Origin of the sequence: Ruegeria arenilitoris (genome assembly GCF_013031355.1) — a bacterium.
GTDB lineage: Bacteria > Pseudomonadota > Alphaproteobacteria > Rhodobacterales > Rhodobacteraceae > Ruegeria > Ruegeria arenilitoris_C.
In genome coordinates, this window is sequence record NZ_WPZO01000003.1 from 84,398 (window position 1) to 97,391 (window position 12,994).

13 protein-coding genes and 2 pseudogenes are annotated in these 12,994 nt (G+C 54.5%); 6 read left to right on the top strand and 9 right to left on the bottom strand.

What is annotated here, in order from left to right:
* Positions 1–48 precede the first annotated feature (48 nt).
* From GOX63_RS08895 to GOX63_RS08910, 4 genes are all read left to right on the top strand, one after another.
* A complete protein-coding gene (locus tag GOX63_RS08895; protein ID WP_170545541.1) occupies positions 49–369 on the top strand; it encodes a hypothetical protein in 321 nt (106 codons plus the stop codon).
* A complete protein-coding gene (locus tag GOX63_RS24100) occupies positions 275–739 on the top strand; it encodes a DUF3299 domain-containing protein (protein ID WP_170545578.1) in 465 nt (154 codons plus the stop codon). The genes GOX63_RS08895 and GOX63_RS24100 overlap by 95 nt, the downstream gene beginning before the upstream one ends.
* A gap of 407 nt (positions 740–1,146) precedes the next feature.
* The gene (locus tag GOX63_RS08905) at positions 1,147–1,917 is read left to right on the top strand and encodes a TIGR01458 family HAD-type hydrolase (protein ID WP_170545725.1); all 771 of its coding nucleotides are present in this window, start codon (positions 1,147–1,149) and stop codon (positions 1,915–1,917) included.
* Between the two features lie 70 nt (positions 1,918–1,987).
* Complete coding sequence (locus GOX63_RS08910; RefSeq protein ID WP_170545728.1) at positions 1,988–2,623, top strand: glutathione S-transferase; 636 nt, start codon at positions 1,988–1,990, stop codon at positions 2,621–2,623.
* Between the two features lie 195 nt (positions 2,624–2,818).
* Here GOX63_RS08910 and GOX63_RS08915 read toward each other — a convergent pair whose 3' ends face one another.
* Positions 2,819–3,661: a LysR family transcriptional regulator gene (locus tag GOX63_RS08915; protein ID WP_170545580.1), complete on the bottom strand. Its 843-nt coding sequence runs from the start codon at positions 3,659–3,661 to the stop codon at positions 2,819–2,821.
* 156 nt (positions 3,662–3,817) lie between these two features.
* On the opposite strand from GOX63_RS08915, the gene GOX63_RS08920 reads away from it, so the two are divergent.
* Positions 3,818–4,684, top strand: a complete 867-nt coding sequence (locus GOX63_RS08920; protein WP_170325626.1) for a HalD/BesD family halogenase — start codon at positions 3,818–3,820, stop codon at positions 4,682–4,684.
* A 6-nt stretch (positions 4,685–4,690) separates the two neighbouring features.
* On the top strand, positions 4,691–5,239 hold the full coding sequence (locus GOX63_RS08925; protein ID WP_170325627.1) for an isochorismatase family protein: 549 nt from the start codon (positions 4,691–4,693) through the stop codon (positions 5,237–5,239).
* Between the two features lie 288 nt (positions 5,240–5,527).
* On the opposite strand, the gene GOX63_RS08930 is transcribed toward GOX63_RS08925, so the two are convergent.
* The 8 genes and pseudogenes from GOX63_RS08930 to GOX63_RS08965 form a co-directional block, all read right to left on the bottom strand.
* Positions 5,528–6,109, bottom strand: coding sequence for a LysE family translocator (locus GOX63_RS08930; protein WP_170325628.1), 582 nt, complete (start codon positions 6,107–6,109; stop codon positions 5,528–5,530).
* A gap of 480 nt (positions 6,110–6,589) precedes the next feature.
* Positions 6,590–7,230 (bottom strand): annotated as a pseudogene (locus GOX63_RS08935) (IS6 family transposase); the annotation flags it as partial.
* A 50-nt stretch (positions 7,231–7,280) separates the two neighbouring features.
* Positions 7,281–7,991, bottom strand: a pseudogene (locus tag GOX63_RS08940) (IS6 family transposase).
* A 70-nt stretch (positions 7,992–8,061) separates the two neighbouring features.
* Positions 8,062–8,547 (bottom strand): prepilin peptidase, encoded by a 486-nt coding sequence (locus tag GOX63_RS08945; RefSeq protein WP_170325629.1) that lies wholly within the window; start codon positions 8,545–8,547, stop codon positions 8,062–8,064.
* Positions 8,537–9,391, bottom strand: a complete 855-nt coding sequence (locus GOX63_RS08950; RefSeq protein WP_170325630.1) for a helix-turn-helix transcriptional regulator — start codon at positions 9,389–9,391, stop codon at positions 8,537–8,539. Before GOX63_RS08950 ends, GOX63_RS08945 begins: the two co-directional genes overlap by 11 nt.
* 225 nt (positions 9,392–9,616) lie before the next feature.
* Entirely contained in the window at positions 9,617–10,618 is a 1,002-nt protein-coding gene (locus GOX63_RS08955) for a type II secretion system F family protein (protein ID WP_170545583.1), read from the bottom strand.
* 10 nt (positions 10,619–10,628) lie between these two features.
* A complete protein-coding gene (locus tag GOX63_RS08960; protein WP_170325632.1) occupies positions 10,629–11,600 on the bottom strand; it encodes a type II secretion system F family protein in 972 nt (323 codons plus the stop codon).
* Between the two features lie 3 nt (positions 11,601–11,603).
* The gene (locus tag GOX63_RS08965) at positions 11,604–12,992 is read right to left on the bottom strand and encodes a CpaF family protein (protein ID WP_170325633.1); all 1,389 of its coding nucleotides are present in this window, start codon (positions 12,990–12,992) and stop codon (positions 11,604–11,606) included.
* Positions 12,993–12,994 lie beyond the last annotated feature (2 nt).

A 12,994-nucleotide genomic window follows, 5' to 3' on the forward strand; every position in this document is an offset into this window, starting at 1 on the left:
AGGCGACGGCTTGTCATAGCACTGTTCGGTTACCTTCTGGCGACTTCCGTGACCGCCAACCAGTGCGTAGTTAGTTGGAGCGTTCTGGTTGACACGTTTGCCCATTCTTATGAGGACCCTTTCAGGGACCTCGACGCCCTTGATCTCGCAAACTTGCAGGTTGTGGTGCGCGTTCGAGAACTACTGAAGAATGGCTTAACCGACCCAGAAAAACTGGAGTTGGCTAAGTCCCGCTTGGCGGAGACCGAAGCTTCTCTCGATGCGGCGGGTGTGGATGTCGACTGGTACGGTTCGCAGCGTTTTTGCCGTGGCCGAAAGACGCGAGCGCGCCGCAAAATCAGGCAATTCAGATCTAAAAAGACAACATGAGACGATAAACGGTTTTGCGATACCAGCGCCGCCAAACGCGGATGGCATTCAAATGGCCCAACTGGTGCCGCAACTTGGTATGTGTAGCCACCTACCACCGCCATCACCGAACCAACTCTTGCGCATGCGATTGCCGGAGAGTGCACTCGTCGTTCACCTTTATGAACAGATACAGGTGACAGGTGAACTTCAGATTGAGCAAAGCTCAGAAACCGTCTTCCCTGTGGATGGAATGCAAAGGACAGAAGCCACGTGGTTGCTCAAAGCGGTGTCGTCTAAGTGTCTGGCACTTTCGAAAAGCGTCTCGCACCAAGAGCGACGGTCAGGGCTCATAAGGAAGAGTGGTTCAGCTTCAGACAAGTTCCATTAGTGTTTTGAAGCTAGTCACTTCCGATGTGGGCGGCCCATACCCGCCGTTGGTTGCGCTACGGCATTTGCAGTCCGCATTGCTATCGTTCCCGGCAAGCACGGGATTGACGTTTCTCTTAACCCACAATCTGCGTAATAAACCTGCCGTTATCCTCACCGTGCCACTCGCCTCAGTGTAGCTCTTCCTCACCCTGATACCCGTGGCAACTCGTCGGTCACTCATCCTCTGAGATAACAGTGGCGGGTTTCCGTGGCGAAACAATGGGTTTCACTAATCACCCGCTCCCAGGTAAAGTCGTCATTTGCTGCATCTCTGCGGATGGAATACTGTTCCTGATGCCACCGGTTCCGGGTGAAGCGGAAGGTGCCAAAGTTGACGCCGCGTGTAGGCTCCAGCAAAATTTGAGAATGATCCAAACAGTTTTACTTGATATCTCCGGAGTTCTTTACCAAGGGCCCGAAGCGATCCCCGGAGCCACTGAGGCACTTACCCGGTTGCGATCCAGCGGACTGCAAGTGAGATGCCTCACCAATAGTACGCGGCAGCCAAAGCACCGCATCATGGACAAGCTGCGAGACCTTAAATTCGAGATTCAGCCGGAAGAGGTATTTACACCTGTCGCTGCCTGTTTGGATTGGCTTTCGCGCACAGGGCACAGCCCGCGTTTGCTCGTACACCCAGCGCTTGAGGAAGAGTTTTCTGCCTGCGACCGCAATGGACCGCCCGCCGTTATTGTTGGCGATGCCGCCCAGGAGTTTTCCTATGAAAATATGAACCGGGCATACAGATTGTTGCAAAATGGGGCGCCCTTGATCGCGCTCGCAAACAACCGCATTTTCAAGGATGAGGATGGGCAGTTAAGCCTTGATGCGGGCTGCTTTGTCAAAGCTCTGGAATACGCTACCGGCATCCGGGCTCAACTGTTAGGCAAACCGGATCCTGGTTTTTTCAGAGCCGCAGTTGCCAGCACCGGCGCCGCCCCCGCGCAGACAGCTATGATCGGTGATGATGCTGAAAGCGATATTGCCGGCGCTTTGGTTGCGGGCTTGGCAGAGGCGTATCTGGTGCGCACCGGAAAGTTCCGTGAAGGCGACGAAACCCGGTTTGCCCCTGAACCAACGGATACCGTGTCCGATGTTTGCGAAGCGGTGGCCCGCTTGACCGGCCTGGCGGCATGACAGCAGAAGCTATAATTTGACAATCGAAGAAGGGTTTGACCGTACCGGCGGGTTGCAGATAAATCCTCCTATGGCTCATCACCCTATATTATGGACGTTCCGCCGCTGCCCGTATGCAATCAGGGCCCGCCTCGCGCTGACGTGTTCGGGTGTCAAAGTCGAGTTGCGCGAAATTCGCCTAAGGGACAAGCCGCAAGCCTTCTTGCAAACATCAGCCTCCGGAACGGTGCCGACGCTTCGCCTTGCGGATAAGGTTTTTGACGAAAGCTTGGACATCATGATCTGGGCTCTCGAACAGGATGATCCGCACCGGCTTTTGGACATGCCTCAGGAAGGGTGGGACCTGATTACAAAAAATGATGGTCCATTCAAGGCCGCATTGGATCACACAAAATACGCCACGCGCTATCCGGACATCAACCAGGCGACAGAGCGCATGAAAGCGGCCAGCTATTTGGTCGGCCTCGACAAAAGATTGGCCGGGCGGTCTTGGCTATTTGGAGATCGCCCCACCCTCGCCGATCTGGCACTTCTGCCCTTTGTTCGCCAATTCGCCTATATAGACAGAGAGTGGTTTGACGCACAGGAATGGCCAAATTTGATTGCATGGCTGGATCGTTTCCTGGAAAGCGAAGCCTTCATAAACGTAATGCACAAGTACGCGCCATGGGCAGAAGGCGACGCGCCTCTTTGGTTCGGCGGCTAGGCTCAACATGGCGACCCCCGGCCCATACCAGACGTTAGACGGGTCGTCCGAATGCTGCAGCGCAGCCAGCCAAAGCCGCCATTCGTTGCAAGCACAAAATCAAAAGTTCGTCGCACTGACCTGTCGCGGACGAAGCAGCCATCCGGTTTCTAAGGCGGCATATCCGGTTCGAAGAAGTATCAACACGGGTAGATCTTAAAGCTGGTTTCTTAGCCACTCTTCAAATTCTTTGGCATGCGCCTGAGTGGCGGCACGGCCTTCAGTCCGAACGAGAAAGTGCGCCTGTCCGAGTTCTTTCGGTTCTCCAACGATACGAATTTTCTGACCGGACTGGATCGCTTGTCGAGCAAATCGTTCTATGACAACCGCAACCCCCAGTCCGGCGGCAACCATTTCCATTGCTGCGGTTGAGGTATCAGTGATCAGACGTCCGGCTGAGCCTTCAAATTTCAGCCCATAGGCAGACAGGTACCGTGCCCAGTGATCGTCGAACCCCATGATGTGTATCGGCGATTGCCGCAGCAGATCGTCCGGCGCGCGTATCGCTTGATTGGACCCGATGCCGCAGATCGGCACAATCCTCTCTGACGACAGCAACTTCAAATCTGATCTCGTGGCCTCCTGCGGCGCAAGGATGACATCAACGTCGACAGGTTGTTGATCCGAGGGGTTTTTCCAGATCGATGTCACCGTTTTGACGCCGATATCAGGATGCTTGAGAAAGAAATCATCCAGCCGGGCAGACAGCCACATAGTAAATGCCATGGAGGCGCGTACCGTGATGGTACGCGCTTGGCGCGGCCCAAAGAGACCGGTGGTCGACATATCCAGCATGTCCAGCGCCTCGCGCACAGTCACCAGATAGGCCTTGCCCGCATCGGTCAATTGCAGGCTTTTGGGTCGACGTAGAAACAGTTTGGCATCCAGTTGCACCTCAAGCGCTTTGATATGCTGGCTGACGGCGGTTTGGGTTAAACCAATTTCTCGGCTGGCTGCCGTGAAGCTCAGCAGCCGCGCTGCTGCTTCAAAGCTGCGCAACCAGTTGAGATTCAGATTGTGACGCATCTTACATCCATAAGTTTTCTATGTTCATGGGCAGCTATTATTTCATTTTAGTGGATCAACACATGGGCGGATAGTGTCTTCGACGATCCCATTTTCCAGACATCCGCGTCTATTCGCAGGGAGTTTACAATGACAGACACGCACCAGTCGCAACACGACATAGCCCTGGATCTCATTGATCTTGACCGCTATCCAATTGCAGATTTGGACAACGGAGCTGGGGCGGAATTTTTGACCGAATGCCAGCATCTTATGGACGAGCACGGTTGGTGCAATCTGGCCGGTTTCATTCGCCCAGAGGCGCTTGAACAGTTGAACGGCGAGGCCAATGATCTATTGCCAACAGCTGAAGTCCTGCATGTAAAACGCAATATTTATCAGGGTGCTATCGATCCGACGCTGCCCGAAGACGACCCTCGGCGGAAAGAGTTTACGCACGTCGCGGTCCAGCTTGCGGATGATCAGATACCTGCGGAAACCGGGCTTAAACAGCTTTACCATTCCGACATATTGACGGAATTTGTGCGTCGGGTTCAGAAAAAGGATCAACTCCACAGATGCGCCGACGATTTTCAGGCGCTCAACGTCGTCGCACTACACCCGGAAAGCTGGCACGCCTGGCACTACGACACAACGGAATGCACCGTGACGCTGTTGCTCCAAGCAGCTGAGACAGGCGGAGAGTTCACGTTTCTTCCAAACTCACGCGACGATCAAAGTGAAGACCGCGAAGCTGTAGATCGACTGTTGGCTGGCGATATGTCTCAAGCGCAGACATTTTCCCGCGGCGCAGGGGCGTTCACGCTTTTCCGGGGCGGCTATTCCTTGCATGGTGTGACAAAGGTCGAAGGCTCGCAGCCACGTATTTCAGCGATTATGACTTACGACGAGCAGCCAAATCGCGTGATAGACGACGAGATAAACATCCGAATTTACGGTGAGCGTGTGAAAAAGATACTGGATAGCCGCAGCGCCGCGAAGCCTGCACGAGGATGATCTGAGATGAAAACGGCATTGTTGGTAATTGATGTACAGATGGCGTTGGCGCATGAGGATGCCTCTGGAACGAAACGATCTTGCCCCGAGGCAGAGAACAACATCGCGCGGCTTCTGAAAGAATTTCGCAGCGCAGGAGATACCGTGGTGCATATCCATCACCACGGGACCGACCCGGAGGATCCATTTCATCCGGATGCCGCTGGATCAGCGGTTCAGCCCGTTGCGGCCCCGGAGCCAGGTGAACCCGTTGTCATCAAAACCGGCAGCAGCGGATTTATGGGAACTTCACTGCATGAAATTCTAAGCAAAGCAGGCATAGAACGTGTCATCACGTGCGGAGCGACCGCGAACCACTGCGTGGAATCAACTACCCGCAGCGCCGCTGATTTGGGGTTTCAGCCAATCTACGCCGCCGACGCGGTCTGGACTTATGGCATAACCGGACCGGATGGCGTGCATCATAGCGCAGACCAAATACATTCGGTTTCGATGGCCACACTCGAAGGTGAAATAGCGTCGGTGAAAAAGACACAAGACATATTGAAGATGTAGAGATCAGCAGCCGATTGCCATGTTACCCTTGGTACGCCCATTGCTTGCAGAGCAAGTGCCAAGTCAGACATTCGTACAACATAGCGCATCGGTTTCAATGGAACCGTGGCTAGAGCCATTCGACTGGCGTCTATTGACAGTTTCGGCCCAATACGACCATTCAGCATCCCACTTTGATGCAGAGGTGCGGCCCGCCTGTGGAGACATTCGCCGCGCCGGCGAACTCAGGTTAGTCACCAAATGACAATTCGCGAACTCTGCTGGCGTACGATCAATGCCTGCAAGCAGTCACTGGCGATAGCTCGCAATCTTGTAAGCTGCGAAACTGAAAAAGACGCCAAGCGATCCTTCGATCCATCGACGTGCCTTTTGATATGCAACCACCACTGGCGCTGTCGAGAAGGTAACCGCGTAGAGAGTGTGAACAGCCAACGATAGTGTTGTAGCAATCAAGATTAGCGCAATACCGACCCATTGCGGTGCTTCATTGCCAAGGCCAATACCAACAATTGCGATCCACTGGAGCGCGGCTTTAGGGTTTGTAAGCTGAATTGCGATACCTTGAAGATAGAGGTTCTTTCCGCGAGCAGCCTTTGGTTTGTGCAAGTGGGAAGGGGTCGCCGCCGAGCGAAACGCTTTGTATGCTAACCATAAAAGGTATGCCGCTCCAAAAATCTTGAGAAGTGTGACTGCACCCGCATAGGCTGCAATCACAGCAGTAAGACCCGCAACAGTGCATGTGGCCCAGACCGCCGAGCCAGACCCGACGCCGAGGGCCAGTTTTACTCCGGCCTCCCGTCCACGCTCCATCGAGGTGCCGATAATGGCAAGGATATTCGGGCCGATACAGACAAAGCCGACCGAACTCACACTCAAGCGTCTGGTCAGCGTTACCCACCCACTTGACTGGTCCGAACAGGAACGCCAGTTCGGCTTCAGACACCACTAAATCCGGCCTCCCTGAAACACTGCTCGCCCTCCCTGATCCGGTGGAACAATTCCCTGTTCCACCTTTAAGGGAATTTGCAACATAACCCCCTGTAAAACATACAGTTCTGACAGGAGGAATGACGGAACTCAGACCCGTTTCGCGAAAATGCCGTGTAAATTGCATTCCATCAGGGTAATCCAGCCCAAAGCGGCCCGCCAAAATGCGGCACTGAGACTGGGGCCAGTTTCGTGCTCCGAGTGTACGGTCTGCTCCGTCTCTGATTGAGAGCCCACGTGCCAACTACTGGGAATTGCGGAACAAGTCCGGGTCAGAAAACACAACTGAAGTGAGACAGGTATGAGTGGCGGTGCTGTCAGACAAATTCGAACCAGTCTCAGCTAGGCCAGTATCGCTGCCCTTTATACTGCACCAAGTTTGCACCAGTCGGCGAGAGCAGCGGCGCGTATCAGCATGAAGGGGTCTCGGCTGGTGAGAGATCTTTCCTGGTTGAAGTGGTTGTAGACAGAGGAATGGACGGCGGCGAACTTCTGCAAACTTCGCATCCGCATGAACCGCTGCCCTGCGCATTCTCGTCGTCGAAACGGGAGGTGTGAGTTCTCAACCCGGTTATAAGCCACCTGCCCGTCTTTTGCTTTTCCGTCACACCGAGTTCTCTGAGTGCCGCCCGATATGTCGCAAAACGATCCGTGACCAACTCGTTCGCTGTGCCGTGCCGCTTCATCAATTTCCCGAGGAATTTCAATGCCGCCAGCTTGTTTCGACATTTGGTGATCACGACTTCAAGCAGCTCGCCTTCATGATCTACTGCGCGCCACAGATAATGCCGCTTGCCGTTCACCTTTACGAAGACTTCATCCACTTGCCATTTCGACTTTGAGTATGCCCGCAGTTGTTGGATCCGCTTTCTCCGGATTTCCGATGCGAAAATCGCGCCGAAACGGTTCCACCGAAACCGCACTGTCTCGTGGCTGAGTTCGATGCCACGCTCATGCAGCAGGTCTTCTACATTTCGAAGCGATAGCGGGAACCGAACGTAAAGGCATTGCCAACTTGTTTGCACGCGGCTGACGGCGCTCTGGCCTGCTTCCCTCAGGCGGTCATTTCGAGAGCGTAACCGTTCCAGAGGCCGAAAGCATCGGTTCTGGCGTGACAATATGAGACGGTAGAGAGTTGATGGCGGCAGGGTCGAAAGACAGTGTTGATCTGGTCGTGAGCGGCAAGGAACCTTTGCGCTTGCCTTGGAGACTTGAAGCGTCCCATGAGCTTTTCACGCTTTCGAGTGGGTCTGTGTGATCCTTCGATCCGATTGTTCAACCCTTTGTGTGCTCGGTGATTTGCACCCGGCGCAAGATCGCGGATCGGCTTGAAATAGCTTCGCAACTTATCCGTGATCACAACACAGGGTTCGCCGAATTGCGAAATCAACCGCTTCAGAAAGCACCGGGCGGCCTTAGCACTCCGCCATGGTTGGACGAGGATATCAAGAGTATCTCCGTTCGCATCCACCGCCCGCCAGAGCCAGCATTGCCGTCCGTTGATCGGTACGACCACTTCGTCCAGATGCCATTTGTCAGCCACTCTCGGCCGGTCTCGCTTGATGCAACTGGCAAAATGACGGCCAAAGCGGTTAACTCATTGCCGGATGGTTTCCCGGCTCACCGTTACACCTCGTTCAGCGAGCAGATTTTCGACATCGGCGGTGCTGAGCGCAAAACGATGGTAGACCCAAACGGCATAGGCGATGATTTTGCGCGGAAAACGAAAGCCCTTCAGACGCGACATTTTGGGTGATATCTTCATGCGGGAGCGATAAACAGATCAGAACGCGCAAACAAGTTGGCAATGCCGGCCTGAGACTACCCTGGAAGTACTACCCAAAACCCATCGCAACCAAGGGCAGTAGTACACCCGACATGGCTATCGACACACCCATCGGATAGCTGGCTTTTGGTCGCAAGGCGAGCCAGCGGCATTCCGGAAATCCTATGATCGAGCGGCTTGTGATGACAAACAGCATGCCCACGGTCATGGACAGGGTGAATGTGTAAAAGAACAGCAAAAGGCTGTAGCTGGGCACGAACAATGACAGTGCGGCAATTGCCTTTACATCGCCTCCACCCCACAAGCGAAGCGTGAAGCCAAGAAAACCAACGAAAAATACGCCGACGCCGAAGATCGCGCGATATACCGACTCGTGGAACGATAGAAACACGGGCGCGGAGAAGACAAAAGCGGCGAGCATTATCAGCACCAGCTTATTGGATATCATAAGGTTCTTCAGGTCATTCCATGCCATTGCAGCCAAAAGCGGAGTAATGACGATCAAAGGGGCGAAATGCGCGACTTCAGGCGACATTTTCGCCACCCGCAGTCGGCGATTGGCGCTTGACCATCGGGGTCAGCAAATCATGGATCAATTCGGGTTGAGATGAAGTTCCTGTCTTGTCGTAGATATTGCGAAGATGCGTGCGGAGCGTCGAAATTGAAATCGACAGCTCGGACAACAAGGCGTTGTTGTTCAATCCCCGCGCCAATAACAAGCAAACCCGATATTCCGAGCGGCTCAGCCGACAAGGGTTTTCCATGGACAAAATGCTTTTTGGTACTTTTTTGATAAGCTTTCGGCGTGTGTTTTTCAGCTTCGCCTCGGAAAACCGGCCAAGAGACCTTTTTTTCCAGCAATCCGACAGAACAGGGCCTAAAACGCTCAGAATTTCTGCTACGGTCGAAGAGATGGGGTGGCAGAAATGCAATTCTAGAAAGTCGGCGACACCATTTTGCCTTTCCAGCAGAATGGAAACAGACTCGGAAAATCTGCGGAAAGCATAGAATTCTGACAGATGTTCGTATTCGGAAAGGTCATCGTGTTCGCCGAACCAAGCCGACCCCAGTTTGGCCCGGCTCATGTTATTGCCGCAGATAGCAGGCGCGATGCAGAAGTCGAAACCGCTGACACTGTCCTGTGCCTGGTGATTGGCGTCGTAACTCAGCACTTTTGCCGCATTCTGATCGCCTTGCAGATCCACCCGGCTGATTGAAACGACTTCCGCGTCAATTGCGCGGGCTGTTTCGCGCAGCGCGTTTAGCAGTGGAACTTTCCCCTGAGAGGCCTGGCAAAGGACAGCTACGACTTTAAGAAGTTCTGAAGTCAGTGCCATTGCATCTGGCGCGAAACGATGCGCCGAAAACATACCATTCATACCGTTTAACATTGACCGAAACCCGATCAACCCTTTCGACAAACGCCCCCACCCGTCGATTGTGTCTCGATTTTTTGTGTGGCCGGACTCCACTTAACTGCTTATAAGTTTAGCCATTTTTCCCTAAGTCGGGCAAAAAAGTGTTGGGAAAAGACTTCCGTTTGTTCTCATTTTGGAAACACGACCTGTTTGAACACGTTATTGCAGTGGAACCGGGCACGAATTCTACGCCCCAAAGCCCCGGAAGTATCGAATCATCGAAGGTGCGGCGGTGATGATGATCAGCGTCGGCAGCATCAGCGCAGCCAGAACGGCGGACATCTTTACCGGCAACTGGTTCGCCAGTTCCTGCGCTCTGGTTTCGCGCGAATCCCGCATTTCAGACGCATAGGTAGTCAGGGCTTCGGACATACTGGTTCCGTAGCGTATGGATTGCTGGACGACTGTGGCAAATGACTGGATTTCATCAACCCCTGTACGCCGCGCCATGTCGGACAGCGCAGTTGCACGGGGACGCCCGGCCTGAATCTCGTGCTGGGTATTCAGAAACTCAAACGCCAGATCAGGGGAGGCCAGCGCCAGTTCGTTTCCGACCCGGGTCATGGCTGCGTCAAAGCCCAGACCGGCGTGAAGCGAAATCTGCAACAGGTCGAGGGCATTTGGAAACGCGTCGCGGATACGTTGCTGGCGCTCTTTGCGGCGACGCTTCAACCAGGCTGTAGGAAGAAAATACCCGACGGCCGTCAGCAAGCCGATAAGCTGTATGGCATTGGCTTTGCTGATGGATTCAAAAATACCCGTAATCGCGCCGGGAACGGGAATGCCGGGTGTTTTTGAGGCAAAAATGAGCAGACCCACAATCATTGGCACGAAAATCCCAAGCCAAACCCGTGTCAGCGTATAGATCCGCAGGGCATTCTGACCGGTCAGCCCGGCCTGAATAAGCTGATCCTCAATCTTGCGCCGCTCAGACTCTTTGCTGGGCAGCGCGGCTTTAAAAAGGCCCTTTGGGGTAGCGATAGTTTCCCGCAACAGTCCACGGTCATTGCGGGCCTCATACCTTTGGGCGCGCAGATTGGCGATGCGGACGGCCGCAGGATGGCGGCGGCTTAACGCCGAGGTTACAGCAACGAATATCAGCAAAACGCCGAGGCCAAAGATGGTCAGCAGAATTGTCTCGGCTGGCAGACCGAAACGAAGCGACATAATTTCCAGAATATGTTCCATGAAACTGCCCTCAGATACGGAAATTGACGAGTTTGTGCAGGATGATGACGTTCGAGACCATCAAAACGACTACCAGCACTGCAAGTTTGATGAATGCGGGATCGTCACTGATGTCGGTGTAATATCCCGGCGCGTTGATCGTCATTAATCCCATGATCACCAGCGGAATGATCGACAGAAGAAACCCGGACAGGCGTCCTTCGGCGGAAATTGCCTTGATCCGCGCACGCAATGCGATGCGCCGCCTGACCACGGTGGCCAGAACGGACACGATCCGCTCCAGATCGCCACCGGTGCCGTGTTGGATCGCCATGCTTGCCGCCAGGTACTGTGCATCTTCCGAACCGACCCGATCAGCAAAGTCCTGAACCGCGTCGGGAAGCTCATCACCAAAACTGATCTGGTCGAAGATGATGCCAAACTCGGACCCTATCGGGTCTTGCATCTCATCCGCGACGGCCTTGATCGAGGTGTTGACCGGGTGGCCAATTTTCAGGCCGCGCGCCATCAGCTCTAGTGCATCGGGTAGCTGACTGGTCAAAGCTTTTTGGCGTTCAGCCTGCCGCGACTTCACAACCAAAGCAGGCATGACCACCCCCAGGATGAGCGCGATCGGTGCCGCCTGCCAGGGCGGCAGGAACATCAAACCGACAGCTGCGATCGCCAAAGTGGCAAACAGGCAAAGCAGTACGAAATTCTTTGCTGAAACATGCAGCCCCGCCTGAATCAGCGTATCCGGCAAACTCCCATAAAACGGGATCTTTGCAAAAAACCCTGTTTGGGTTTCCGGAAGCAGCAAGGCGAGCCGCTCTTCATCGGAAACGCCTTGCCGGACCATGCGCATTCGGCGGTTGCGGGCCTCGGCGTGGTTTTCACCGCGACGGGCAAAGTGGAACACCCCGGTAATCAGCATGAAAACTCCGACGAAGACGCAAGCCAGCGTCAGATAGTTGAGAAGTTCGGCGGTATTGATGCTGGTCATGCCTCAGCCTCCTGATACTCGGAAAGTCTCGGGTTCGAGATCGACGCCAGCGGCTGTGAGCATGTCATAGCATTTGGGGCGAATCCCGGTGGGAACAAACTGACCCAGCACCTCACCGCTTTCCGCTCGGCCCTTCTTCTGGAACACGAAGATGTCTTGCATGGTGATGACCTCACCTTCCATCCCGGTTATTTCCGAAATGCTGGTGACGCGACGCGACCCATCCGCCAACCTCGACAGATGCACAATAAAGTGCAGCCCCGACGCGATCTGGGATCGAATGGCTGCGGCGGGAAATTCGATACCCGTCATCGTGACCATCTGCTCCAGGCGGCCTAATGAATCGCGCGCCGAGTTCGCATGTACAGTCGTCATTGAGCCATCATGGCCCGTATTCATGGCCTGAAGCATGTCGAAGGTCTCCGCTCCGCGAACCTCACCGACAATGATCCTGTCGGGGCGCATACGCAGCGCGTTGCGCACCAGATCACGCTGAATAACCTGGCCGTCGCCGGACGGGGATGGCGGGCGTGTTTCCAGTCGCACAACATGCTCCTGCTGGAGTTGCAGTTCTGCTGCGTCTTCAATGGTGACGACGCGCTCGCCATGGTCGATATACGAAGACAGGGCGTTCAACATCGTTGTCTTACCCGACCCCGTCCCGCCTGCAATCAGGACGTTCAGGCGCGCAAATACCAGCGATTGCAAGAACCGCGCGGCGGCATCGTTCAGAGCGCCATTTGCGACCAGCTTTTCCATTGTCAATTTCGACTGGGCGAATTTTCGAATTGAAACACTGGGGCCGTCAATCGAACACGGGCGGATGATTGCGTTGACACGGCTGCCATCTTCCAGCCGGGCATCCACCCAAGGCTGGCGCTCATCCACGCGTCGGCCGATCTTGCTGACAATCTTGTCGATAACACGCAACAGGTGCTTTTCATCGCGGAACCGCACCGGCACGCGTTCCAGCAGGCCAGAGCGTTCGACATAGACCGTCTGATAACCGTTAACCAGAATGTCGTTGATAGTTGGATCGGCCAGCAATGGCTCCAATGGGCCAAAACCCAGAATTTCGTCCAGAAGTTCTTCGACGATGCGGTTGAAGTCTTCGGTATTCAGTGGCCTGCCCGTCTGGGATAATGCGCTGCCGACAACCCCGGCGACTTCGCGCCGCAGCACGTCTTTCTCAACCTTTTCAATCACCGCAAGATTCAACCGATCCAGCAAAGCCTCGTGCAAAGTGCTTTTGAGCTCAAGCCAATCGGCCAGTTCTGTATCTTCGGCGGCGGTGTCTGGCTGATTGTCCTGGGCCTGTGGTTCGGCACGTTGATTCAGCTGGATAATTTCAGCCTCATTGGCTCGCCCGGTGCGTGTAAACTTTTCAAACATCC

Bases quoted from the DNA above. Each gene is read 5' to 3' on its own strand.
- GOX63_RS08905 (WP_170545725.1), top strand. From the start codon at position 1,147: ATGATCCAAACAGTTTTACTTGATATCTCCGGAGTTCTTTACCAAGGG.
- GOX63_RS08920 (WP_170325626.1), top strand. From the start codon at position 3,818: ATGACAGACACGCACCAGTCGCAACACGACATAGCCCTGGATCTCATT.
- GOX63_RS08945 (WP_170325629.1), bottom strand. From the start codon at position 8,547: ATGTCGCCTGAAGTCGCGCATTTCGCCCCTTTGATCGTCATTACTCCG.
- GOX63_RS24100 (WP_170545578.1), top strand. From the start codon at position 275: ATGTCGACTGGTACGGTTCGCAGCGTTTTTGCCGTGGCCGAAAGACGC.
- GOX63_RS08925 (WP_170325627.1), top strand. From the start codon at position 4,691: ATGAAAACGGCATTGTTGGTAATTGATGTACAGATGGCGTTGGCGCAT.
- GOX63_RS08960 (WP_170325632.1), bottom strand. From the start codon at position 11,600: ATGACCAGCATCAATACCGCCGAACTTCTCAACTATCTGACGCTGGCT.
- GOX63_RS08965 (WP_170325633.1), bottom strand. From the start codon at position 12,992: ATGTTTGAAAAGTTTACACGCACCGGGCGAGCCAATGAGGCTGAAATT.
- GOX63_RS08950 (WP_170325630.1), bottom strand. From the start codon at position 9,391: ATGAATGGTATGTTTTCGGCGCATCGTTTCGCGCCAGATGCAATGGCA.
- GOX63_RS08910 (WP_170545728.1), top strand. From the start codon at position 1,988: ATGGCTCATCACCCTATATTATGGACGTTCCGCCGCTGCCCGTATGCA.
- GOX63_RS08955 (WP_170545583.1), bottom strand. From the start codon at position 10,618: ATGGAACATATTCTGGAAATTATGTCGCTTCGTTTCGGTCTGCCAGCC.